General features: G+C 68.2%; 21 protein-coding genes. 12 read left to right on the forward strand and 9 right to left on the reverse strand.

Translation table 11 applies throughout. From position 1 onward, the window contains the following. Positions 1-217: 217 nt before the first annotated feature. The 3 genes from ABYX71_RS02890 to ABYX71_RS02900 form a co-directional block, all read right to left on the reverse strand. Entirely contained in the window at positions 218-466 is a 249-nt protein-coding gene (locus ABYX71_RS02890; protein WP_372694751.1) for a hypothetical protein, read from the reverse strand. A gap of 417 nt (positions 467-883) precedes the next feature. Continuing rightward, a complete protein-coding gene (gene yghU / locus ABYX71_RS02895; RefSeq protein WP_372694753.1) occupies positions 884-1,726 on the reverse strand; it encodes a glutathione-dependent disulfide-bond oxidoreductase in 843 nt (280 codons plus the stop codon). 83 nt (positions 1,727-1,809) lie between these two features. Then, entirely contained in the window at positions 1,810-3,852 is a 2,043-nt protein-coding gene (locus ABYX71_RS02900; RefSeq protein ID WP_372694755.1) for a thioredoxin domain-containing protein, read from the reverse strand. A gap of 54 nt (positions 3,853-3,906) precedes the next feature. On the opposite strand from ABYX71_RS02900, the gene lgt reads away from it, so the two are divergent. Continuing rightward, entirely contained in the window at positions 3,907-4,695 is a 789-nt protein-coding gene (lgt, locus tag ABYX71_RS02905; protein WP_372694757.1) for a prolipoprotein diacylglyceryl transferase, read from the forward strand. Beyond that, a complete protein-coding gene (locus ABYX71_RS02910; RefSeq protein WP_372694759.1) occupies positions 4,695-6,671 on the forward strand; it encodes a cation:proton antiporter in 1,977 nt (658 codons plus the stop codon). Before lgt ends, ABYX71_RS02910 begins: the two co-directional genes overlap by 1 nt. Here ABYX71_RS02910 and ABYX71_RS02915 read toward each other — a convergent pair. Continuing rightward, a complete protein-coding gene (locus tag ABYX71_RS02915) occupies positions 6,668-8,143 on the reverse strand; it encodes an aldehyde dehydrogenase (protein WP_372694761.1) in 1,476 nt (491 codons plus the stop codon). The two genes, ABYX71_RS02910 and ABYX71_RS02915, sit on opposite strands and share 4 nt — an antisense overlap. Before the next feature lie 97 nt (positions 8,144-8,240). Beyond that, complete coding sequence (locus ABYX71_RS02920) at positions 8,241-8,900, reverse strand: hypothetical protein (protein ID WP_372694763.1); 660 nt, start codon at positions 8,898-8,900, stop codon at positions 8,241-8,243. Positions 8,901-9,194: 294 nt separating this feature from the next. Here ABYX71_RS02920 and ABYX71_RS02925 point away from each other — a divergent pair, with 294 nt between their 5' ends. After that, a complete protein-coding gene (locus tag ABYX71_RS02925; RefSeq protein WP_372694765.1) occupies positions 9,195-10,403 on the forward strand; it encodes a glycerophosphodiester phosphodiesterase family protein in 1,209 nt (402 codons plus the stop codon). A gap of 105 nt (positions 10,404-10,508) precedes the next feature. Here the strand turns inward: ABYX71_RS02925 and ABYX71_RS02930 are convergent, their stop codons facing one another. Beyond that, the gene (locus tag ABYX71_RS02930; protein ID WP_372694767.1) at positions 10,509-11,579 is read right to left on the reverse strand and encodes an LLM class flavin-dependent oxidoreductase; all 1,071 of its coding nucleotides are present in this window, start codon (positions 11,577-11,579) and stop codon (positions 10,509-10,511) included. 160 nt (positions 11,580-11,739) lie between these two features. Here ABYX71_RS02930 and ABYX71_RS02935 point away from each other — a divergent pair, with 160 nt between their 5' ends. The 3 genes from ABYX71_RS02935 to ABYX71_RS02945 all read left to right on the forward strand — a co-directional run bounded on the left by ABYX71_RS02935 (position 11,740) and on the right by ABYX71_RS02945 (position 14,944). After that, positions 11,740-12,459, forward strand: coding sequence for an iron-containing redox enzyme family protein (locus tag ABYX71_RS02935; RefSeq protein WP_372694769.1), 720 nt, complete (start codon positions 11,740-11,742; stop codon positions 12,457-12,459). A 32-nt stretch (positions 12,460-12,491) separates the two neighbouring features. Beyond that, positions 12,492-13,682: an aromatic ring-hydroxylating dioxygenase subunit alpha gene (locus ABYX71_RS02940; protein WP_372694771.1), complete on the forward strand. Its 1,191-nt coding sequence runs from the start codon at positions 12,492-12,494 to the stop codon at positions 13,680-13,682. A gap of 161 nt (positions 13,683-13,843) precedes the next feature. Further along, on the forward strand, positions 13,844-14,944 hold the full coding sequence (locus tag ABYX71_RS02945) for a zinc-binding dehydrogenase (RefSeq protein WP_372694773.1): 1,101 nt from the start codon (positions 13,844-13,846) through the stop codon (positions 14,942-14,944). A 66-nt stretch (positions 14,945-15,010) separates the two neighbouring features. Here the strand turns inward: ABYX71_RS02945 and ABYX71_RS02950 are convergent, their stop codons facing one another. Together ABYX71_RS02950 and ABYX71_RS02955 are read right to left on the reverse strand one after the other, a co-directional pair. Next, entirely contained in the window at positions 15,011-15,622 is a 612-nt protein-coding gene (locus ABYX71_RS02950) for a thiol:disulfide interchange protein DsbA/DsbL (RefSeq protein ID WP_372694775.1), read from the reverse strand. A 19-nt stretch (positions 15,623-15,641) separates the two neighbouring features. Then, positions 15,642-16,247, reverse strand: coding sequence for a cytochrome c (locus ABYX71_RS02955; RefSeq protein ID WP_372694777.1), 606 nt, complete (start codon positions 16,245-16,247; stop codon positions 15,642-15,644). A gap of 287 nt (positions 16,248-16,534) precedes the next feature. Between ABYX71_RS02955 and yihA the strand changes: the two genes are divergently transcribed. Then, positions 16,535-17,161, forward strand: a complete 627-nt coding sequence (gene yihA / locus ABYX71_RS02960) for a ribosome biogenesis GTP-binding protein YihA/YsxC (protein WP_372694779.1) — start codon at positions 16,535-16,537, stop codon at positions 17,159-17,161. A gap of 5 nt (positions 17,162-17,166) precedes the next feature. Here the strand turns inward: yihA and ABYX71_RS02965 are convergent, their stop codons facing one another. Further along, positions 17,167-17,640: a peroxiredoxin gene (locus tag ABYX71_RS02965; RefSeq protein ID WP_372694781.1), complete on the reverse strand. Its 474-nt coding sequence runs from the start codon at positions 17,638-17,640 to the stop codon at positions 17,167-17,169. A gap of 105 nt (positions 17,641-17,745) precedes the next feature. On the opposite strand from ABYX71_RS02965, the gene dapA reads away from it, so the two are divergent. The 5 genes from dapA to purL form a co-directional block, all read left to right on the forward strand. After that, entirely contained in the window at positions 17,746-18,621 is an 876-nt protein-coding gene (gene dapA / locus ABYX71_RS02970) for a 4-hydroxy-tetrahydrodipicolinate synthase (protein WP_372694783.1), read from the forward strand. 14 nt (positions 18,622-18,635) lie between these two features. Further along, a complete protein-coding gene (bamC, locus tag ABYX71_RS02975) occupies positions 18,636-19,292 on the forward strand; it encodes an outer membrane protein assembly factor BamC (protein WP_372694785.1) in 657 nt (218 codons plus the stop codon). Positions 19,293-19,298: 6 nt separating this feature from the next. Continuing rightward, a complete protein-coding gene (locus tag ABYX71_RS02980; protein ID WP_372694787.1) occupies positions 19,299-20,066 on the forward strand; it encodes an MBL fold metallo-hydrolase in 768 nt (255 codons plus the stop codon). Between the two features lie 54 nt (positions 20,067-20,120). After that, positions 20,121-20,849 (forward strand): phosphoribosylaminoimidazolesuccinocarboxamide synthase, encoded by a 729-nt coding sequence (purC, locus tag ABYX71_RS02985; RefSeq protein ID WP_372694789.1) that lies wholly within the window; start codon positions 20,121-20,123, stop codon positions 20,847-20,849. Between the two features lie 3 nt (positions 20,850-20,852). Further along, positions 20,853-23,834 (forward strand): phosphoribosylformylglycinamidine synthase (gene purL, locus ABYX71_RS02990; protein ID WP_372694791.1); only part of this gene is annotated, 2,982 nt, incomplete at its 3' end.

Genomic DNA, 23,834 nt, shown 5'->3' on the forward strand with positions numbered 1-23,834 from the left:
CACCGCCAGCAGCATCTTCCTGACCACCTTCACCGACGTCATCGGCATGGGGCTGATGCTGTTTCTGGCCACGGCGCTGGTGCTTTGAGGGGTCTGGACGTCTCGCCGGGCGCGCGGTGAGTGGTATGTCCCGCTTCGAACTGCCTCCGATCCGCTTGGTACCTCACCGTACGGTCGGCCTGAGTGTTGACGTTCCTACGCCAGCCTGGCCTGGACGTTATTTGCAGGTGCCAGTGACGATTCCGGCGCCGCCCATGGAGGACGCTACAAACGGCTTCACCTCGCCCGTCACGAACTCTTGCACCTCTATCAGCTGGTATTGCTCACCAAAGTCCGCTACGGCCTTGAACGAATTTTCTTTCGTTCCCTTGTTCACTACCCGGGTTGACTTGGCCATGGGAGTAGGCACGACGTCTCCAATGATTTCGCCGGTGACGCGGGAGACAGAAAAAGAACCGGCTTTCATGGTTTTCTCCCACGGCGATGTCGTAAGGGTTCCACTATCTGTGAGTGAGTAGACGTGCTTTATGGTGCACGTGTAGGCAAGCGGACTCGCCTGTGCCGCTCCGCTGAGAAGTAGAAGCATCACGCTGCGGAGCATGGTTGTTACCTAGCGGGCCGATTGGGTGCGGTGGGTTGGGCAACGCATAGCGTGTCCATGTGGGGGGTGGAGAGCGGTTCTCTAGGCACGGCTACGTGCGAAGCCGTCCAGGCTCAGCGCGGGGACGGCGGGATAGGCGCCGCCGAAAGCCGTCACCCGCCGGACAGCAAGGCCGTTGGGGCGTCTGAATCCGCTTCCACCCGGGCCGCGAAACAGAATCCCCACGCCGTGCGAACCGAAGCCGCATCCACACGTCCACACGGACGCGCGTTGCTTCCCTCCCTACCGCTCGAAGTCCTCGGGACCGTGCCGCTCGCGCATCTGCTCGTCTTCCGGGCCCATGATGCGGTTCACGCGGCGGCCGCGCTGCACGGCGGGGCGCGCCGCGATTTCGTTGGCCCAGCGCACGACGTGCGTGTAGCTGTCCACCTGCAGGAATTCGGCGGCGTCGTACAGGTTGTTGATGACCACGCCGCCGTACCAGGGCCAGATGGCCATGTCGGCGATGGTGTACTCGTCGCCGGTCATGAAGCGCCGCTCGGCCAGGTTGCGGTTCAGCACGTCGAGCTGGCGCTTGGCTTCCATGGTGAAGCGGTTGATGGGGTATTCCTGCTTGGTCGGCGCGTAGGCGTAGAAATGACCGAAGCCGCCGCCCAGGAACGGTGCCGAGCCCATTTGCCAGAACAGCCACGACAGGCACTCGGCCCGCGCCGCGCCGGCGGTCGGCAGGAAGGCGCCGAATTTCTCGGCCAGGTGCACGAGGATGGCGCCGGACTCGAACACCCGCGTCGGTGGGCTGGTGCTGTGGTCCACCAGGGCCGGGATCTTGGAGTTGGGGTTCGCTGCCACGAAGCCGCTGGAGAACTGGTCGCCTTCCAGAATGTTGATGAGCCAGGCGTCGTACTCGGCATCGGCATGGCCGGCGGCGAGCAGTTCCTCGAACAGGATGGTCACCTTCTGGCCGTTGGGCGTGCCCAGCGAGTACAGCTGGTGCGGGTGCTTGCCGACCGGCAGGTCGGCCTCGTGCGTGGGGCCGGCAATCGGGCGGTTGATGTTGGCGAAGCGGCCTTCGCCTTTCTTTTCCCATTGCCAGACGCGCGGCGGGGTGTAGTCCTGTTCGCTCATGGGGGAGTGCCTCCGGGATGGTGATTTAGGGGGCGGCCCGCTTCGTCAATGGCGGGCCCGATGCCTTGGGTGGTTCGGTGTGCCTAGGCCAGTGCGGCGGTGAGGGCGTCCAGATCGGTAATCGGCGCGCCGCAGCTGCCGCCCTGGCACAGGTAGGCCACGGCCGGGCCGCGCGGCGCGCAATGCGCGAGCACGCCGGGCAGGTTGTCGGCTTCCGCCGGAATGGCGAAGGTCAGCCGGCCGGGTTTGGCGGCGGCGTGGGCGGCAGCCTGCCAGTGGGCCAGTGTCTGCGGGTCGCCGCGCAGCACCAGGGTCTGCGGCGGGCTGAGCTGTTCTTCCAGCGCGCTGAGCAGGCTGCTGAAGCCGAGCGGGTGCTGCGTGAGGTGACCTGCGGCGCTGTCGACGGTGCCGGCGGCGGCGTCCAGGTAACGCACCTCGCCCAGCAGGTGGCCCAGGCGCGCCAGGGCGCGGGCAGCGATGGCGCTGCCGGCCGGGGTGGCGTCGTCGCCCAGCGGGCGGGTGCGCACGATGAGCTGTTCGTGGTCGTCGGCGGTATGGAAGAAGCCGCCCTGTTGGGTGTCGGCGAAGTGCGCCAGCATCACATCGGCCAGGTCCACGGCGAAGGCCAGGTGGGCGCTGTCCCAGCGTGCCTGCAGCAGTTCCAGCAGGCCGTCGAGCAGGTAGGCATGGTCGTCCAGGTAGGCGGCCAGGTAGCCTTCGGTGCCCTTGGCGGCGGCGTGCAGGCGGCCGTTGTGCCACAGCACGCGGCGGGCAAAATCGGCCGCCGCGGCGGCGGCGTCGACGAAGGCGGTTTCCTTCAGGTGCCGCCCGGCGTGTGCCAGGCCGCCGATCATCAGGCCGTTCCAGCCGGCCAGGATCTTGTCGTCCAGGCCGGGGCGCACGCGCCCGCTACGGGCGGTGAACAGTTTTTGCATGGCGCCGGACAGCACCACGGCCACGCGCTGGCTGGACAGGTCCAGCTCCTCGGCGATGTCGGCCACGTCGGCCTGCACGCGCAGGTGCCAATGGCCCTCGAAGTTGGGCGTGTCGTTCAGGCCGAAGCGGCGCGCGAGCACGGCGTATTCCTGGTCGTCCAGCAGGGCCTGCACGTCGGGCTGGTCCCAGACGTAGAAGCGGCCTTCCTCGCCCTCGCTGTCGGCGTCGAGGGCGGCGTAGAAGCCGCCCTCCGGCGACTGCATCTCGCGCAGCGCCCAGTGGCCGGTGGTGTGCAGGACGGCGTCGAAGCGGGCGCTGCGGGTCGTCTGCGCGGCCAGCGCATACAGGCGCAGCAGCTGGCCGTTGTCGTACAGCATCTTCTCGAAGTGCGGGATGGTCCATTCGCCGTCCACGGCGTAGCGGAAGAAGCCGCCGCCGAGGTGGTCATGAATGCCGCCGCGGGCCATCTGCTCGAGCGTCAGCAGCGCCATGCGCAGGGCCTGCCGGTCGTTGCTGCGGGCGTGTTCGCGCAGGCAGCGTTCGAGCAGCGGTGCCTGCGGAAACTTGGGCGCGCCGCCGAAGCCGCCGTGCACGGTGTCGAACAGGCCCTGCAGCTCGCCGATGGCGCGGCGCAGGGGGGTGTCATCGACGCGTCCAGCGGTGCCGAGCGCCTGGTTCTGCGCCAGGGCGTCCAGGAGCTGGTGGTTCTGCTGGTCGATCTGCGGGCGGTGTTCGCGGTAGTAGGCGTCCACCCGGTCGAGCAGGTCGGTGAACGCGGGCAGGCCGTAGCGAGCCGTCTTGGGGAAGTACGTGCCGCCGAAGAAGGGCACCTGGTCCGGGGTGAGAAACATGGTCAGCGGCCAGCCGCCACCGCGGCCGGTGAGCATCTGGTGCGCCAGCTGGTAGATGCGGTCCAGGTCGGGGCGTTCCTCGCGGTCGACCTTGATGTTGATGAACAGGCGGTTCATCAGCGTGGCGGTGGCCGGGTCCTCGAACGATTCGTGCGCCATGACATGGCACCAGTGACAGGCCGAGTAGCCGATGGACAGCAGGATCGGCTTGTCCTGTTCGCGCGCCAGGCGCAGGGCGTCGTCGCCCCAGGGGTACCAGTCGACGGGGTTGTCGGCGTGCTGCAGCAGGTAGGGGCTGCGCGTGGCAGCCAGACGGTTGCGCGTGGGGGTGCTGGACATGACGACCGAGGTTGGCAAGCGGGAGCACTTCATCATGCCGGATAATGGCTGCCCATGCTGCACCACCCAAACATCGATCCGGTCGCCATTCAGCTCGGTCCGCTGGCCGTGCGCTGGTATGGCCTCATGTACCTTCTGGGCTTTGCCGCCGCCTGGTGGCTGGGCCGTCACCGCGCCCGCCGGCCGGGCAGCGGCTGGCAGCCGCACGAGGTCGGGGACCTCATCTTCTACGGCGCCATGGGTGCCGTGCTGGGCGGGCGGCTGGGTTACGCGCTGTTCTATCAGCCGGGCTATTACCTGAGTCATCCGCTGGCCATCGTGCAGGCCTGGGAAGGCGGCATGTCTTTCCACGGTGGGCTGCTCGGCGTGCTGGTGGCCTGCTGGCTGTACGGGCGCAAGACCCGGCGCGGCTTCTTCGCGGTGACCGATTTCGTGGCACCGCTGGTGCCCACCGGGCTGCTGGTCGGGCGGCTGGGCAATTTCCTCAACGGCGAGCTGTGGGGGCGGGTGACCGACGTGCCCTGGGGCATGGTGTTCGCCGGTGCCGGGCCGCTGCCGCGTCATCCCTCGCAGCTGTACCAGGCGGCGCTGGAGGGGGCGTTGCTGTTCGTGATCGTATGGCTGTATTCGGCGCGGCCGCGGCCGGCGATGGCGGTGTCGGGCGTGTTCCTGATCGGCTACGGTGTGCTGCGCTTCATCGGCGAGTTCGCACGCCAGCCGGACGCGTTCCTGGGCTTCGTTGCCTTCGAGTGGCTGACCATGGGCCAGCTGTTGTGCCTGCCCATGGTGCTGGCCGGCGGGGTGCTTCTGGTGCTGGCCGGGCGTCGTGGTGAGGTGGCCTGATGCACGGCTTTTTCAACGAGCTGGTCATCATCCTCACGGCCTCGGCACTGGTGCTGGCGGTGTTCTACCGCCTGCGCCTGCCGCCGACGCTCGGGTATCTGACCACCGGCGTGCTGATCGGCCCCGGCGCGCTCGGCCTGATCGACAACCAGGAAGCCGTGCAGGTGGTGGCCGAGTTCGGCGTGGTGTTCCTGCTGTTCTCGCTGGGGTTGGAGTTTTCGCTGTCGCGCCTGCTGGCCATGCGCCGGCTGGTGTTCGGTCTGGGGGGCGGCCAGGTGCTGATCTCCACCGCCGTGTTCGTGGCGGTGGGCATCGGCTTGGGGCTGACGCCGGAGCTGGCGCTGCTGGTGGCGGCGGTGCTGGCGCTGTCGTCGACCGCGGTGGTGACACGCGAGCTGGCCAGCAGCGGCGAGCTGTACGCCCGTCACGGTCAGCTCGGCGTGGCGGTGCTGCTGTTCCAGGACCTGGCGGCGGTGCTGTTTTTGATCCTGATCCCGGCCATGGCCAGTTCCGGCGACGGGCTGCCGCTGATGCTGGTGATCACGGTGGCCAAGGGCCTGGTGTTGTTCGCGGCGCTGATCGGCATCGGCAAGTGGGTGCTGCCGCGGGTGTTCATGGAGGTGGCCAAGACACACTCGGAAGAACTGTTCGTGCTGGCGGCGCTGATGGTGGCCGTGCTGGCGGCGCTGCTGACCAATCAGTTCGGATTGTCGATGACGCTGGGTGCCTTCATTGCCGGCATGATGCTGGGCGAGAGCCATTTCCGGCACCGCATCGAGGTGGAGATACGGCCGTTCCGCGATGTGCTGCTGGGCATCTTCTTCGTCAGTGTCGGCATGCTGCTGGTGCCGGCGCAGCTGCTGCCGCGCTGGGCGACGGTGGTGGTGCTGACCGCGGCCCTGCTGCTGTTCAAGACCACGCTGGTGGCGCTGCTTGGCCGCTGGCTGGGCGAGGAGCGTGTGACGTCGCTGCGGGCGGGCCTGCTGCTGGCCCAGGGCGGTGAGTTCGGCTTCGCCCTGCTGGCGGTGGCCGGCACCTACCGGCTGGTGGAGCCGGCCACCGCCAGTGTGGTGGCGGCGAGCATCGTGCTGAGCATGGCGTTGACGCCGTTGATCGTGCGGTACAACGGTCGTATCGCGGCGCTGGTGCTGCGTCAGAAGCAGCCGCCGACGGCCGTGCCGGCCGATCTGCTGGATGTCACCGGCGCGACGTCGGAGCTGAACGGGCACGTCATCATCTGTGGCTACGGGCGCGTGGGCCAGGCGGTGGGACGCATCCTGGCGCGTGAAGGCGTGGGCTTCGTGGCGGTCGACGAGGACCCCGTGCGCGTGCAGGAAGCGCTGCTGGGCGGCGAGCGGGTGTTCTATGGCGATGCACGGCGCCCGACGCTGCTGTACGCGCTGGGCATCGACCGCGCGCGGCTGGTGGTGGTGAGCTTTACCGATCATCGCCACGCGCTGGCCATCGTGCGCGCGGTGCGTGACCGTTCGCCGGACATTCCGATCCTGGTACGCACCACCGACGACCGCTACCGCGACACGCTGAAGGACGCCGGCGTGACGGCCGTGGTGCCGGAAACCTTCGAGGCCAGCCTGACACTCGCCTCGCACGTGCTGGCGCTGCTGAACTTCCCGATGGAGCGGGTGCAGCGCTCGGTGCAGGGGGTGCGCGAGGAGCGCTACGGCGTGCTGCGCGGCTACTTTCACGGCCGGCGCTCGCGCATCGAGGACACCGAGGGCCAGGAACTGGAGATTCGCCACGCCGTGAGCCTGCCGGACAACGCGCGGGCGGTGGGCATGGCCCTGGAAGCGCTGGAGCTGGAGAAGACCGGCGCCGAGGTGCGCAGCGTGCGCCGCGTCGGCAGCGAGGAAGCCGAACCGACCGACGACACGCAGCTGCACGCCGGGGATGTGGTGGTGCTGTTCGGCACCGCCAGCCAGGTGGAGAACGCCGAGCGGCGCCTGCTGGGCGGCTAGCGCATGACGAACGGGTCCGGCTGCTCGGCGGCCGTGCTCAGCCACACGGTCTTGGTCTGCGTATAGGCACTCAGCGCCTCGGCGCCGTTTTCGCGGCCGATGCCGCTGGCCTTGTAGCCACCGAACGGCGCCAGATACGACACCGCCCGGTAGGTGTTGACCCACACCGTGCCGGCCGCCAGCGCGTCGGACATGTCCAGCGCGCGGCGCAGGTTCTGCGTCCACACGCCGGCCGCCAGGCCGTAGTCGGAATCGTTGGCGATGCGCACGGCGTCGGCCTGATCCTTGAAGCGCAGGATCGACATCACCGGCCCGAACACTTCCTCGCGGGCGATGCGCATGTCGTTGCGCACATCGGCAAAGATGGTCGGCTGGACGAACAGGCCCTTGCCGCCGGCCGGGTGGGGGGCGGGGCCGCCGCCGAGCACGCAGCGCGCGCCCTCGGCCCTGGCGATGTCGATGTAGGACAGGATCTTGTCGTACTGCGGGCGGGTGGTGACCGGTCCGACCTGCGTGGCCAGATCGGCCGGGTCGCCCAGCCTGGCGCGGCCGGCGAACGCGACCAGCCGTTCGACGAAGGCGTCGTGGATGCTGTCCTCGACCAGCACGCGCGAGCCGGCCAGGCAGGTCTGCCCGGTGGCGGCGAAGATGCCGGCGATCACGCCCTTGACCGCCTGATCGATATCCGCATCCGCGAACACGATGTTGGGCGACTTGCCGCCGAGTTCCAGCGTGGCGGGAATGAGGCGCTCGGCGGCCGCCTTGTACACGCCGCGACCGCCGGCCTCGCCGCCGGTGAAGGCCACCTTGGCGACCTGCGGATGCGCCACCAGCGGGACGCCGACCTCGCCACCGAAGCCCGTCACCACGTTGAACACGCCCGGCGGGAAGCCGACCTGGTCGAAGATGCGCGCCAGCTCGATGCTGGATGCCGACGTGAACTCGGACGGCTTGAGCACCACCGTGTTGCCGGCGGCCAGCGCCGGTGCCAGCTTCCAGGTGGCCAGCATGAGCGGCGAGTTCCACGGCGTGATGGCGCCGATGACGCCCAGCGGTTCCGGACGCGTGTAGACGGTGACGTCCGGCTTGTCGATGGGAATGACACGGCCTTCGAGGTTCTCGGCCAGCCCCGCGTAGTAGCGGAACCACGCCGGCAGATAGCGCGTCTGGCCGCCGGTTTCGGCAATCAGCTTGCCGTTGTCGCGGGTTTCGACCTGCGCGAGGTCAGCGGCGGCCTGCTCCAGCCGGTCGGCCAGTGCGCGCAGCAGTCCGGCCCGATAGGCCGGCTTGCTGCGCCCCCAGCCGGACTCGAACGCCTGCTGCGCAGCCGCCACGGCGGCCTCGACGTCCGCCGCCGTGCCGCGGGCGATCTGCGCCCACGGCTCCAGCGTGTAGGGGTTTTCGGTCTCGAACCACTCGCCGCCGGCGGGGTCGCGAAACGCGCCGCCGATGTACAGGGGATAGCGCTGCATGGCGTGCTCCGCAGGGGGCGCCGTCGGGGCGGCCAACGCGCCGCCATACCGCCGGGCGAACGCCCGGCCGACCGGGTGTCGGCCGGGTTCAGGCAGGTTACTTGACGCGGGCGGTCATGGCCTCGCCCGGCGGCAGGGCATTCAGGCCGGCCTCGCCGACGACTTCGAAAGCGCCCGTTTCGACGGCCTTCTTCTGACCCCAGGACCAGTGGATATGCACGCCGTTGGTGCGGTCGTAGCGGTTCTGGATGATGCTGGCCAGCGAGTGGCAGCGAACGGCCAGTTCGATCGAGTCGTCGGTTTCCGGGTACAGCTCGTGCGCCACGCCCGGCGGCGAGCAGTCCACGTCGCCGGGGCCCATGAGCACCTCGTCGATCTTGCGCAGGCGCACCTTGCCGGTGGCCGGGTCCACACCGTCCTGGGTCCAGTGCACCAGGCGCAGCTTGCCGGAGACCTGCACGTTGATGGCCCAGCAGTCGCCGTGGTCGTGGGGTTCGCGGTAGCCGATCTTGGCCGAGTGCACGCCCATGATCCCGAGGCCCGGATCCTTCATGCTGCCGTACAGGTCCGGGTTGTCGGCGGTCGCGTCGCGCAGGTACTGCTGCACCTGCGGATCGGCGAGGGCCGTCTTCATCACGGCGGACAGCTGTTCGACCACACCGGGACGGTGCGGGTCGTCGCCGGCGATGCGCTGCATCTCCTCGAACATGGCCTCCAGCTTGGGGGGCTGGGCTGCTTGCTCTTTGACTGTGTTCATCGACAGATTACCTGCGGTTGCGAAGTCGGGGACCGGTTTACGGACGTGTGGATATTAACCCCTCGGGCCGGTGGCATCGGTGGCGGTTCACGGCCGGTGGCATCGGCTGTCATGTGTCACGTGGCCGACAAGGAATTGAGACCTCGCGGTCATGGACCGGTCACGGTTTGTGCACGGGCGGCGCCCAAAGTGGCAGTCGGATGCGGTCGGCATCCACCATTCATCTGACTGCTGCGGGGAGTTGTCATGCGAACGCGAATGTTTTCTGGAGCCGTTGGCCTGGTGTGTGCAGCGATGTTGTGGGGTGCCGTCGGAACGTCGCAGGCGGCCGGCATGTTCGGTGCGCCAGGGCATGGGCCGATGGCGGTGCAGGTCGGGCCGCGGCCGTTCTATCTGGTGGCCGGCATGCAGGACAGCGCGTTGAAGGCCGAACTGGAAAGCTGTCGCGGTGGCATGTTCCGCCGTACGGATTTCTCGATTGGCCACCGCGGCGCGCCGTTGCAGTTCCCGGAACACACGCGCGAATCGTACGAGGCGGCGGCGCGCATGGGCGCCGGCATCGTCGAGTGTGATGTCACGTTCACCGCCGACGGCGCGCTGGTGTGCCGGCACGCGGAATGCGATTTGCACACCACCACCAACATCGTGACCACGCCGCTGAACGCCAAATGCTCGGTGCCCTATTCGGGGCCCGGATCGGCGCCGAAGTGCTGCGCCAGCGACCTTACCCTGGCCGAGTTCCGCACGCTGCGCGGCAAGATGGACGCCAGCGATCCGGCGGCGGCGGATGCCGAGGGCTACCTGGGGGGGACGGCCGACTGGCGGACCGACCTGTACGCCGCCGATGGCACGCTGATGACGTTTGCCGAGAGCATCGCGCTCAATCAGTCACTCGGCGTGAAGCACACACCGGAGTTGAAGGGCGGCGACGCGGCGCGTATCGCGAGCGTGTTCGGCGGTCAGGCACCGTACGCGCAGGCGCTCATCGACACGCTGCAGGCGGCGGGCGTCGATCCGCGCGACGCCTGGCCGCAGTCGTTCAACCTCGCCGATGTCCTGTACTGGATCGACAACACGCCGCGGTACGGCCGCCAGGCCGTTTACCTGGTGGACTATGACCCGGCCGGCGGTCAGACGGTACCGCCGCTGCCGATGTCGGATCTGAGGGCGCTCAAGGCGCAGGGCGTGCGGATCATTGCGCCGCCGCTGCCGGCACTGCTGGCGCTGGACGACGAGGACCGTATCGTGCCGTCGGCACTGGCGCGCGATCTCAAGCGCCTGGGGTTCGACATCATCACCTGGACGTTCGAGCGCTCCGACCTGCGTCGGGGGGCATCCGGGGCCGGGTTCTATTACGCCTTCGACCCCGAGGGCAGGGCGGTCGCCAGTGACAGCGACATGTACAAGGCGCTCGACGTGCTGGCCATGGATGTGGGCATCCTCGGCATCTTTTCCGACTGGCCGGGCACGGTGACCTACTACGCCAACTGCAAGGGGCTTTGAGCGGCCGGCGTCAGGTCATTGCAGGCCGCCCCGCCGGCTGCTGGAAACGCTGATCTTGGTTCAGCATTTCCCCGTGTGCCGGGGGGGCGGTTACTGCGGCGAAGGTCAGGCGAAGTGCGGCATGACCTGTTCGGCGAACAGGCGCATGGAGTTGCAGACCTTGTCGTGTGGCATGGCGCCGACGTTGGTCCACAGGATGATGTCCTGCAGGCCCACTTCGTCGCGCAGGAAGCGGATGCGCTCGATGGCCTCCGCCGGGCTGCCGAAGATGGCCAGCTCGCGGCACACGAAGTCGTAGTTGAGGTCCTTGGTCAGTTCGCCCAGCTGCAGGTAGCCCTTGTAGCTTTCCGGGAACTCGGCGTGCTTGGCCTGCAGTCGCCCCATCATCTCGCCCATCATCACGCCGATGATGTCGTAGTAACTCATCATGGCGCGCTCGACGTCGCGTCGTGCGCGATCGCCGTCGGTGTCCAGGTATACCGGCAACAGCACCGGCAGGCGGAACTGCGACTTGTCGCGCTGGTATTTGTCGAGCGCGGCGTGGTAACCGGCGATGGCCCGCTTGAGCTGCTCCACCGGGATGACCTGTGCCGGCAGGAACAGGTTGAAGCCGTACTCACCGGCCAGATCGAAGGTGTCGGGGCTGAAGGCGGACACGAAGGTCGGCGGGGTTGGCTTTTGCACCGGCTTGGGCGTCACCCGCACACGGTCGATGTTGTGGAACGTGCCGTTGAAGCTGAACTCATCCTCGGTCCATGCCAGGCGGATGATGTCCAGGTGTTCCCTGAACAGCGCCTTGCTCTGGTCGATGTCGATGTTGAAGTGGTCGTAGATACCGGTCATCGGGTGACCGCGACCGATACCCCAGTCGACGCGCCCGTTGGACAGGATGTCCAGCGTGGCGATTTCCTCGGCCAGGCGCAGTGGCTGATTGATGGGCAGCACCGAAATGCCCATGCCCAGACGGATACGCTTGGTGATCTGGCTTGCCGCCGCCGCCATCATCAACGGTGCGGGCAGCACCGAGTAGTCGCGCTGGAAGTGCAGCTCTGCCAGCCACAGGCAGTCGTAACCCAGGTCGTCCGCCAAACGGAACTGGTCCAGGTGCTCCTGGTACAGCGCGACGTCGCTGCGGTCGGACGCACCCTGCATTTCATAGAACAGGCCGAATTTCATACGTCTTCTCCTTAGACTGGGGCGGCCTGCGCCGCGTTTCTTGACTTCGATGCGGCGGCAGGGGGACCATGCCAGCTGACCGAACGTTCCATGAAGGGGAGGGTATTCAACCACCCGTCACGGTTGACGTCCACGCGTCGTCTCACGAGGAGAAACACACATGAATCAGCAGGACATCGTCGACCGCATTGCCGAGCGCTGTGTGGAATCGGCCAACACCTGGCCGTGGTTGACCGGAACGCTGACGGTCGGCATGGCACAGGCATGGATGATCCAACATTCCATCCGCAATCGCCAATTCAGTGCCAGCTACCGGCCGGCGTGGATGAGCCGCTGTCCTGATCAGGCCGTGGTGCGCAAGACCATCGGCCAGATGCTCGAAGAGCTGGTGTACGACGAGAACCTGAAGGCGCCGCATACCAAGATCCTGTTCGAGATGGCGCGTACCCTGGGTCTGACCGATGAGCAGCTGAACCAGGCGAAGCCCAATCCCAAGACCGACATCTGGCACCAGGTGACCGAGAACCTGTGTCGCAACCGGCACTGGATCATCGGCTGGTTGTCCACGTCGCTGGAAGAGTTCGTGCTGACGGCCATCGACCGCGAGACCAACATCAGCGCCGACAAGTGGCAGAAGGATCTGGGCCTGAGCGACGAGCAGCTTTTCTTCTTTCGCTATCACGAAAAGGCCGACCTGGAGCACGCCGGCAAGCAGGTCTGGGCACCCATCAAGCGTCACGTGACCACGCCGGAGCTGGCGGCGGACGTGTTGGCGGGGCTGGACACGGCGCTCGAGGCATCGCGCATCTACTACGAGGGAGTCATGGAGCTGGCGGCCGAGCTTGATGCCATGGGCGTGAAGCTTCCGTCCGCCGCCTGAGCCACACGCTGACCTGTCGAGGAGCTAGCTTCATGAACGCCAATACGCAGTTCATTCAGGACCTGGTGGTTTTCCCCACCCGGCAGAACGCCGTCCCCAAGATGCTCTACGAGAGCGCCGAGATCTACCAGCTGGAGATGGAGCGCCTGTTCTATGGGCCGCATTGGCACCCGGTGGCGCATGTCGGGGAACTGCCGAATGCCGGCGACTACAAGACCTTCTACATCGGCGAGGTGCCGATCCTGATCACCCGCCTGGAAAACGGCCAGGTGGGTGTATTCCACAATGCCTGTACGCATCGCGGCACCATGCTGGTGCCAGAGGTGCGCGGGACGGCCACCGAGTTCCAGTGTCCGTACCACCGCTGGCTGTTCGACAACGGTGGCAACCTGCGCGGCGTGCCGGGTGAGGATGATTTTCCGGAAGACTTCTGCAAGGCCGACTTCGGCCTGCGCAAGATTCGCTTCGAGGTGTTCGCCGGACTGGTGTTCGCGACGCTCGACGACGATGCCGGGCCGCTGTCCGAGCAGTTGGGTGAAATTGCCGAACCGCTGCGGGCGTCGCTCGGTGGTGACGGGCGCCTGAAGCTGCTCGGCTACCAGAAGATCATGTACAACGCCAACTGGAAGACCTACCGCGACCAGGACGGCTACCACCCGCCGCTGCTGCATGCGGCCTTCAAGCTGCTCAACTGGCAGGGTGGCAAGGGCAACTGCACCATCTCCGAGAACGGCAACATCGCGCTGGTGTCGCAGTTGGCCGCGGCACGCAACAGCGACTTCCTCAAGGATCCGAGCCTGGTTCAGTTCAGGGGTGTCGACCCGAGCCAGGGTTCCTATGTGGTGTGTCCGTCGCTGGTGTCGTTCGGCACCAAACACCTGGACATGTTCAATTTCCGCTTCGGCATTCCGCGCGGCCCCTACAAGACCGAAGTCCACTGGGCCTACTTCTGTCACGAGGACGATGACGAGGAAATGGTGCGGCACCGTCTGCGTCAGTCATCCAATCTGCTGGGTCCGTCCGGACTGGTGAGTCTGGAAGATGCCGCCGTGTTCTCGCGCATTCAGGGCGCGCTGAAGGCGGGCACGCCGAATGCCTACTTCCTGAAGGGCGTGCGCCAGGACGCCGACCCCTACAAGTCGGGCCAGAACGACGAGATCGCCAACATCGTCTGGTGGGAGTGGTACCGCAAGCAGAGGGGGTTCAGCCGCGCGGCCGAGTGATGCGCGGCTGAGCGCTCTGGTGGGGCGCCGCTGCGGCTGACGCCTGCACGGCGCCGTTTGCTCGATCGTTCCCGAGCGCGCCCTTCGCGCAAAGCGCGGTGCCTGGCGTTGCGCGCGGACGCTGGCGTTGTAACGTGCCAACCGCAGGAGATCAGCCTGACATGAAAGCCAAGGCCCTGGTGCTCGCCGCCTACAAGGAACCGCTGGAGGTTCGCGAGTTCGACGTGCCGGAGCCTGAACCCGGCGCCATCCTCGTCAAGGTCGACCGCGCGACGATCTGTGGCACCGATCACCACGTGCACATGGGGCTGCTGCAGCCGGTTTCGAAGACGCCGGCGGTGCTGGGCCACGAGATGGTCGGCATCATCGAGACGTTGGGTGCCGGGCGCGACGTGGACGTGGCCGGCACGCCGCTGGCCAGGGGCGACCGGGTGATCTGGGCCTATGCCTACTGCGGCCGCTGCTATTACTGCGTGGTGGCGCACCAGCCGACCCTGTGCAGCAACTTCACGCCGTATGGCTACGCCGACTGTGGCAGGCCACCGCATTTGCTGGGTGGTTTCGCGCAGTACGCCTACATCCTGCCGAACTGCCATGTGGTGCGGGTGCCGGACGAGGTGCCCAGCCACTGGGCGTCGTCCGCGAGCTGTGCCCTGCGCACCATCATGCACGCCACGGCACGCGCCGGTGGCATCCGTCCGGCGGAAACGGTGCTGGTGCAGGGCAGCGGGCCGGTCGGGCTCTACGGCGTGGCGGCGGCGCGCGCCTTCGGTGCGAGGCGGGTGATTTGCTTCGGTGCGCCGGACGGGCGGCTGGAGGTGGCCACCGCGTTCGGTGCCGATGCCGTGTGCAACATCGAGCAGACGGACGCAACACAGCGCGCCGAGCTGGTGCGCAGCCTCACCGATGGTCGCGGCGCGGATCTGGTGTTCGAGTGCTCAGGCTCGCATCACGCCCTTGAGGAGGCCATCGGCATCACCCGGATGGGGGGGCGGATCGTCGTCATTGGCGCCGGGGACCCACAGCCGGCGCAGGTGTCGGGCATGGCCTTCGTGATGAAGCAGATCAGCGTCCACGGCATCCGCTCGGCCGGCATCGAGTACTACCGCGAAGCGCTGGCCTTTCTGGCCGCGCAGAAGGATAACTTCCCGTTCGAGCGGTTGTTCGGAGGCACCTACGGCCTGGGTGAGATACCGACCGCCATGGAGCGCATGCACCGGTTGGAGGAAATCAAGCCGGTGGTGGATCCGTTCAAATCCTAGGATCGGCCCGTACCGTCACTGCCGCCACCCGCCCGGGTGGCGTGGACGGCGGTGCCGTACGCGAGATCAGCCCTTGGTCTTGAGGGCCTGCGTGACCAGCCGGTCCAGGGCGTCGAGCATGTTGTCCTCGCTGCCGGCACTGGTGCCGTCGACGCGGTGGGTGCCTTCGACGATGAAGGTCGGCACACCTTCAAGGGCGTAGTCACGGGTCATCTGGTTGGCCTGTCGGACCTTGCGGTCGACGTCGAAGGAGTTGAACGCGTCACGGAACGCCTGCTCGGACACGCCGCGTGCGGCAAAGAACTCGGTCAGGCTCGTTTCGTCATTGAGGTTGCGCCGCTCGCGGTGGATGGCGTCGAACAGCGCGCGATGCGCGTCCTCACCGAGGCCGAGTTGCTGCATCGCATAGTAGGCACGGGCCAGCACCGCCCAGCGGGCGTTGAATACCGCCGGCACGCGGGTGAACTCGACCTGCTCGGGCTGACGGGCATGCCAGGCGGCCACGCGCGGCTCGACCTCGTAGCAGTGCGGGCAGCCGTACCAGAAGAATTCGATGACCTCTACCTTGGCCGGATCACGTGTCGGCTGCGGGGTTGCCAGCTCCACCCACGGCTCGGCGTGGGCCGCCAGGGTGGTCAGCAGCAGGGCGAACAGGCCGGTCAACGCGGTCAGACGCATGGCGGTCAGCCTCCGGGGATCAGTGCAGGCCGTAGACGTACTTGGAAACGGCGTCGATTTCAGCGTCGCTCATGCGGGCGGCGATGTCACGCATGATGCCGTTGAGGTCAGTGTTGCGCTCGCCGCTGGCATAGAGCTCCAGCTGTTTTGCGACGTACTCGGGGTGCTGGCCGCCCAGTGCCGGCCAGCCGGCCGGATCGTTGCCCAGGCCCTGTGGGCCATGGCAGGCCATGCAGGCCGGCACGCCGGTTTCCGCATTGCCGGCCCGGTACATCAGGGCGCCCGGCTCCACTGCGTCCTCGGGCACGCTGCCGTGCTTGATCTGCTGGCTGGAGAAGTAGGCCGCCAGGTCGGCGATGTCCTGGTCGCTCAGGCCGGCGGCCATGGGCGACATCACCGGGTCGACGCGCTCGCCGTCACGCAGGGCCTTCAGCTGGGTTTCCAGGTAGCTGGCGGGTTGCCCGGCGATGTTGGCATACAGGCCGACTGTGGCATTGCCGTCCGTGCCGTGGCAGGCCACGCAGGGGGCTGACTTCTGTTTCCCGGCCGTGGCGTCTCCCGCTGCCTGTACGCTGCCTGCCGCCATGAGCACGGCGGCCACCACGATCCACTTGCAGCCTCGCATCTGCAGACTCCCGTTGACTGTCGGTTTGTTCGGATTGATCAAAGATTTCATGAGCGTGAGCGGCCGGCCGTGACCGGTGTGTCGGACGCTGCACGCGAGTATTCGGTCACGCGCTTCGGGCGACCGCGCGCGCTTGAAGCGGCCAGGCTCCAGCAGGGGCGTGGCCAAACGGCGCGGTATTCTAGCAGTATCTGGGCGCCGCTTCGGGTTGCTTCCCGCCTGGCGCCCCGGGGTGCCGGGTGCAGCGCGACCTGCGGCCGCCGCTTCGTCCTCAACGACCCTCCACCATGACCACAGCCGACGAACCCAACCCCCTGCGCGCGGCGCGTTTCTGGCGTGCCGCCACCGCCCTCGACCATCTGCCGCCGGACGACGGCGCGGAAGTGGCTTTCGCCGGCCGCTCCAACGCCGGCAAATCGAGCGCCATCAACACACTCACCGGGCAGGCGGCGCTGGCGCGGGTCAGCAAGACGCCCGGGCGGACCCAGGAACTGCTGTTCTTTTGCCTGGATGAGCGGCGGCGCCTGGTGGACCTGCCCGGCTACGGGTACGCCGCCACTTCGGCCGCGCGGCGCCGCGACTGGGGCGAGACCATCCCGGCCTACTTCGCGGCGCGCCAGTGCCTGCGTGGACTGTTGCTGTTCATGGATGTGCGCCACCCGTTGCAGGTGGGCGACCGCCAGCTGCTGGCCATCGCCGGTGAGTTGGCGCTGCCGGTGCAGCCCGTGCTGACCAAGGCAGACAAGCTCGGTCGCGGTGCATTGAACTCCGCGCTGCGGTCGGTCGAGCGGGCGCTGGCGGAATACCCGGCGGTGTTGCCGGCACTGCCACTGTCGAGCCTCAACGGCGCCGGTGCCCAGGCGCTGCGCCGGCAGGTGCTGGCCTGGCTGGCGGAAGACGCCGCCGCGGGCTGAACGCCTCAGTCGCCGAGGGCGCGCAGGTGCTCGAGCACCGCCTCGGCGTGGCCCTTGACCTTGACCTTGCGCCAGGCCGCGCGCAGCACGCCGTCGGCATCGATCAGGAAGGTGCTGCGCTCGATGCCCAGCACCTTGCGCCCGTACATGTTCTTTTCGCGGATCACGTCGTACAGGCGGCAGACCGTCTCGTCGGTGTCCGACAGCAGGTCGAAGGTGTAGCCCTGCCTGGCGCGGAATTTCTCGTGGCTGGCGACGCTGTCACGGCTGACGCCGAGGATCACCGCGCCCCGCTGCGCGAAGTCATCGCTCAGGCGCTGGAAGTCCTGGCCTTCCTGGGTGCAGCCGGGGGTGCTGTCCTTCGGGTAGAAGTACAGCACCACGGCCTTGCCACGCAGTTCGCGCAGGCTGATGGAGCGGTCGCCGGTGGCCGGCGCATCGAAGTCGGGCGCAGGGGCGTCGAGGGCGGGTTCTGGCATGGCTGAGGATTCCGTCGGGTTGGGCGCCGCCCGGGCGGCGCGTCGGCTTGTCAGTCGGTCGAGCGGGTCAGTACCATAGCGGGCTTTTCCAGCCCGGACTTTTGCATGATCCACGGCAGCGTTGTCGCCCTGGTTACCCCGATGACAGCATCCGGGGCAGTAGATTACGCGGCCCTGGCCAGGCTGGTCGAATTCCACGTCGAGGCCGGTACGCACGGCATCGTGGCGGTGGGCACCACCGGCGAGTCGCCCACGCTCGGCATGGACGAGCACATCGGCGTCATCGCCGAGGTGGTGCGCCGGGTCGACGGGCGCGTGCCGGTCATCGGTGGCACCGGCGCCAATGCCACCGCCGAGGCCATCGAACTGACCCAGGCCGCCGCCGACGCTGGCGTGGACGCCTGCCTGCTGGTCACGCCCTACTACAACAAGCCCACGCAGGAGGGCCTGTATCGGCACTTCCTGGCCGTGGCGCAGGCGGTGACGATCCCGCAGATCCTTTACAACGTGCCCGGCCGCACGGCCTGCGACTTGCGCACCCAAACGGTGTTGCGTCTGGCCGAGGTGCCGAACATCGTCGGCCTGAAGGACGCTACCGGCAGTCTGGAACGCGGGGCCGAACTGCTGGCTGCCTGCCCGGACGATTTCTGGCTGTTTTCCGGTGACGACGCGATCGCCGCCGAGCTGATGCTGCAGGGCTATCGCGGCGTGATATCGGTCACGGCCAATGTCGCGCCCCAGGCCATGGCGGCGATGAGTGAAGCGGCCATGGCCGGGCGGCGTGACCAGACGCTGGCACTGGACGCTCCGCTGCAGGCGCTGCACCGGGACCTGTTTGTCGAGGCCAACCCCATTCCCGTGAAGTGGGCGCTGGCCGAGATGGAGTTGATCGAGGCCGGCATTCGCCTGCCGTTGACGCCGTTGTCGGCGCCCCATCATGCGGCCGTCCGTGCCGCCCTGCGGCAGGCGGCCGTCCTGTGACCATGCGAGGCATCATGCAGTTTCAAACGCCGCCGGTGCGGCTTCTTACCGTTGTCCTGGCCCTGCCGCTGCTGGGCGGGTGTGGTGGCCTGTCCGGGTTGCTCGGGCATGATCCGCAGGAGCAGGAGTACAAGGAAGCGCAGTCGTTGCCGCCGCTGGAGGTGCCGCCGGACCTGACCGGCGCGCCCGTCTCGGGTGCCCTGGTGATTCCGGGTGTGGACGACGGCACTGCCAGGGGGGCGGCCGACGGCGTCGGTGCCGCGCCGCCGCCCGAGCAGCTGGTCGCGCAGGACGGTGCCGAGCAACCGACCGGACCGTATGTCGACCGCGGGGTGGACGGTGCCGCGCGCCTGGTGGTGCCGGAGGACTTCGCCCGCGCCTGGCGCACGGTCGGCAAGGCCATCGAGGCCGCCGAGATGAAGGTGGACGACCGCGACCGCTCGCGCGGGCTGTACTTCGTCGATTACCGCCACAGCCAGCCGCGTGGGCGCATCTCGCGCACGCTGATGTTCTGGGCCGATGACCAGAAGACGGCCGAGGAGCGGTTCCTGGTGCTGCTGCAGTCTGAGGGTGACCACACCAACGTGCTGGTGTTTGACGACAAGGAAAAATTGGTCACCACGCCGATCGCCGAAGACATCCTGCGCAAGATCCAGCAGAACCTCGACTGACGGCGCATGCGTTTCGCCTCGCTGGGCAGCGGCAGTCGCGGTAACGCGACGCTGGTGCAGGCCGGCGCCACGACGCTGCTGATCGATTGCGGCTTTGGCCTGGCGGAGACCCGCCGGCGCCTGGGGCGGCTCGGGCTCGAGTTGTCGGACCTGACGGCCATCCTGCTGACCCACGAACACGGCGACCATGTCGGTGGTGTGGGGCCGGTGGCACGGGCCGGCCGGGTGCCGGTGTGGGCCACGCCGGGCACGCTGGCGGCGCTGGCGCCGCAGGTGGGCGAGTTGCCGGTGGTGCACCGCATCAACTGCCATGCGCCGTGGGCCATCGGTGACCTGGACATCACACCGTTTCCGGTGCCGCACGATGGACGCGAGAGCTGCCAGTATCGCTTGTCGGACGGTGCCCGGCGCTTCGCCGCGGTGACCGATCTTGGCCACACCACGGCGCACATGAAGGCCGTACTCGACGGCTGTGACGCGCTGCTGTTCGAGTGCAATCATGATCGCGAGCTCTTGCTCGGCGGTCCGTACCCACCGGCGCTCAAGCGGCGGGTCGACGGCGACCTGGGGCACTTGTCCAACGACGCCGCGGCCGATTTCATCAGCCGTCTCGACGGTCAGCGCCTGCAGCACTTCGTGGCGGCGCACCTGAGCGAGCACAATAACCGCCCGGAACTGGCCAGTGCCGCCATGGCCGACGCGCTCGGCTGCAGCGCCGACTGGATCGGCATCGCCGACCAGGAAAAGGGCCTCGACTGGCGCGCGCTGGCCTGAGGGCCATTGACGTCACTGTACTGTTCATCCACGCACCTCCACACGGAACCGACCATGAGCTACCCGCACGGCGCCGAGCTGTACCGAGGCAAGGCCAAAACCGTTTACGCCACCGCGGATGCCGACCTGCTGCTGCTGCACTACCGGGACGACACCTCGGCGTTCGACGGCGAGAAGAAGGCCGCTTTGTCGCGCAAGGGCATGGTCAACAATCACATCAATGCCTTTGTCATGACTCGCCTGGCCGAGGCCGGGGTGCCGACGCACTTCGTGCGCCTGGTCGGCCCGCAGGAAAGCCTGGTGCGGCGCCTGTCGATGGTGCCGGTCGAGTGCGTGGTGCGTAACGTGGCGGCCGGCAGTCTGGTGCGTCGCCTGGGCGTTACCGAGGGTCAGCGCCTGGCGCCGCCGCTGTACGAGCTGTTCCTGAAGAACGACGACCTGCACGATCCCATGATTTCCGAGGACCACGCGCTCGCCTTCGGCTGGGCCAGCGCCGCGGACCTGAAGCGCATGCGCGAGCTGAGTCTGCAGGTCAACGCGGTGCTGACGCCGCTGTTCGCGGATGCCGGCATCACGCTGGTCGATTACAAGCTGGAGTTCGGGCGGCAGGCGGGTGAGTTGCTGCTGGGCGACGAGTTCACACCGGACGGCTGCCGCCTGTGGGATGCGGGCAGCGGCGAGCGCCTGGACAAGGACCGCTTCCGGCGTGATCTGGGCGGCGTTGTGGAAGCCTACGAAGAGGTCGCCCGGCGTCTGGGCGTGGATCTGCCGGCCGGGGAGTAAGTCATGTCGCAGCCTGCGTTTCTGGTTGGCACGCCGGCGCTGGGGGCATTCCGCCTGGCCCGGCTGCACGAGCGCCTGGGTGCGCAGCTGCCTGGGCTGGCGGCCGTGCAGGCCGATGCCGTCTACCTGGCCGATCTGGCCGCCGGTGCGGATCTGGGGCGCCTGGCCGAGCTGCTGGAAGCCACCCCGGCGCCGCTGGCGCTGGCGCCCGGTGAGCTGCTGGTGCTGCCGCGGCCGGGCACGCAGACGCCGTGGTCCAGCAAGGCCACCGACATTGCCGCCGTATGTGGCCTGACCGGTGTGCGGCGCGTCGAGCACGGCGTGCGTTACCGGCTGACGCTGGGCGCCGGTACACCGGATGCTGCGCAGTTGGCGGCCGCCGCGCGGCTGCTGCACGACCGCATGACCGAGATCGTCACCACCGACCCGGCGCTGGCGGGCCGCCTGTTCGAGGCCGCGCCACCGGCGCCGCTGACGGTGGTGGACCTGCTCGGCGGCGGTCGGGGCGCGCTCGAACAGGCCAACCGCGAGCAGGGCCTGGCGCTGTCACCGGACGAACTCGATTACCTCGAGCGCTGGTTCACGCGCCTTGGCCGCAATCCGACCGACGTCGAGCTGATGATGTTCGCGCAGGTCAATTCCGAGCACTGCCGGCACAAGATCTTCAACGCCGAATGGATCATCGACGGGGTGGCGCAGGAGCAGTCGCTGTTCGAGATGATCCGTCACACCCACCGGCGCACGCCGCACGGCACCCTGGTGGCGTACAAGGACAACGCGGCGGTCATCGAGGGGCCGCCGGCGCAGCTGCTGATGGTCGACCCGGACAGCCGCGAGTACCGTCCGCAGACCACCCGTGCCCATATCCTGGCCAAGGTGGAGACGCACAACCACCCGACCGCCATCGCGCCGTTTCCCGGTGCCGCCACCGGGGCTGGCGGCGAGATCCGCGACGAGGCCGCCACCGGCCGCGGCGCCGCCAGCAAGGCCGGCCTGACCGGCTTCATGGTGTCGAACCTGGAGCTGCCCGAACTGGCGCAGCCGTGGGAACAGCCGTACGGCAAGCCCGACCGCATCGTCAGCGCGCTCGACATCATGATCGAGGGGCCGATCGGTGCCGCCGCCTTCAACAACGAGTTCGGGCGCCCCAACCTGGCCGGTTTCTTTCGCACCTACCAGCAGGCGGTGGGCGAGCGGGTGCGTGGTTACCACAAGCCCATCATGCTGGCCGGCGGCATGGGCAACATCGTCCCGCAGCAGGTGCACAAGGAAGACGTGCCGGTGGACGGCCTGGTGGTGCAGCTGGGCGGGCCCGGGATGCGCATCGGCATCGGCGGTGGTGCCGCCTCGTCGCTGGGCGTCGGCGACAACAGCGCCGAGCTGGACTTCAATTCGGTGCAGCGCGGCAACCCGGAGATGCAGCGCCGGGCACAGGAAGTGATCGACCGCTGCTGGCAGCTGGGCGACGACAACCCGATCCTGAGCATCCACGACGTCGGCGCCGGTGGCCTGTCCAACGCGGTGCCGGAAATCGTCGATGCCGCCGGACGCGGTGGTCTGTTCGACCTGCGCGCGGTGCCCAGTGCCGACCCCAGCCTGTCGCCGCTGGAGCTGTGGTGCAACGAGGCGCAGGAGCGCTACGTGCTGGTCATTCGCGCCGACCAGCGCGAGCGGTTCGCCGCCATCTGCGCGCGCGAGCGCTGCCCGTTTGCGGTACTGGGCAAGGTTACCGACGACGCCCGCCTGCGCGTGCGTGACACCGCCGGCACGGATGTGCCGATCGATGTCGAGCTGCACGCCATCCTCGGCCAGGGCGCCAGTGGCGCCACCAACGGCGGGCATGACCACCTGCCATGCCTGCAGCGCGACGTGCGCAGCCAGGCGCCCCGGCCGGTGCCGTTCGACCTGGACGCGGTCGATCTGGCCGACGCCGCCCGGCGCGTGCTGCAACTGCCGGCGGTGGCCGACAAGCGATTCCTGATCACCATCGGTGACCGCACGGTCGGCGGCCGCGTCTGTCGCGATCAGCTGGTTGGTCCGTGGCAGGTCGCGGTGGCGGACGTGGCCGTCACCGCCAGCGATTTCGAGGGTTACACCGGCGAGGCCATGGCGCTGGGCGAGCGCACGCCGGTGGCCGTGCTGGATGCGGCCGCCGCGGCCCGTCTGGCGGTGGGCGAGGCCATCACCAACCTGATGGCGGCCGATGTGGCGGATCTGTCGGCGATCAAGCTGTCCGCCAACTGGATGGCCGCCGCCGGGGAGCCGGGCGAGGATGCCGCGCTTTACGCCGCGGTGCGGGCCGTGGGCATGGAGCTGTGCCCGGAGCTGGGCATCGCCATTCCGGTCGGCAAGGATTCGCTGTCCATGAAGACCACCTGGCGCGAGGCCGACGGCACCGACAAGGCGGTGGTTTCGCCGGTGTCGCTGGTGGTCACCGGCTTCGCGCCGGTGGGTGACGTGCGCGCAACGCTGACCCCGCAGCTGCGCCTGGATGCCGGCGACAGCCGCTTGCTGCTGCTGGACCTTGGCGGCGGCCGCGGGCGTCTGGGCGGCAGTGCGCTGGCCCAGGTGTTGGGCGCCACCGGCTCGACACCGCCGGATCTCGATCATCCGTCGCAGCTGGCCGGCCTGTTCCGGTTCGTGCGCGAGGCGGCCGGTCGCGGCCTGCTGCTGGCGTACCACGACCGTGCCGACGGCGGCCTGCTGGCGACCGTGTGCGAAATGGCGTTCGCCGGGCGCTGCGGGCTGGACATCGACCTGTCTGGCGCCGGCGGCCACCCGGTGCGGGCGCTGTTCAACGAGGAACTCGGGGCGGTGGTGCAGGTCCGTGCCGCCGACCTGGTCCAGGTGCAAAGCCTCGCCGACCTGTGCGGCGTGCGCGACCTGCTGGTCGATCTCGGTTGCCCGAGCGGTGATGGTGACCTCACGTTCCGCTACCACGGACAGGAGCTGCTGCGCGCACCGCGCGGCGAGTTGCACCGGGCG

It is taken from the genome of Immundisolibacter sp., from assembly GCF_041625615.1.
GTDB lineage: Bacteria > Pseudomonadota > Gammaproteobacteria > Immundisolibacterales > Immundisolibacteraceae > Immundisolibacter.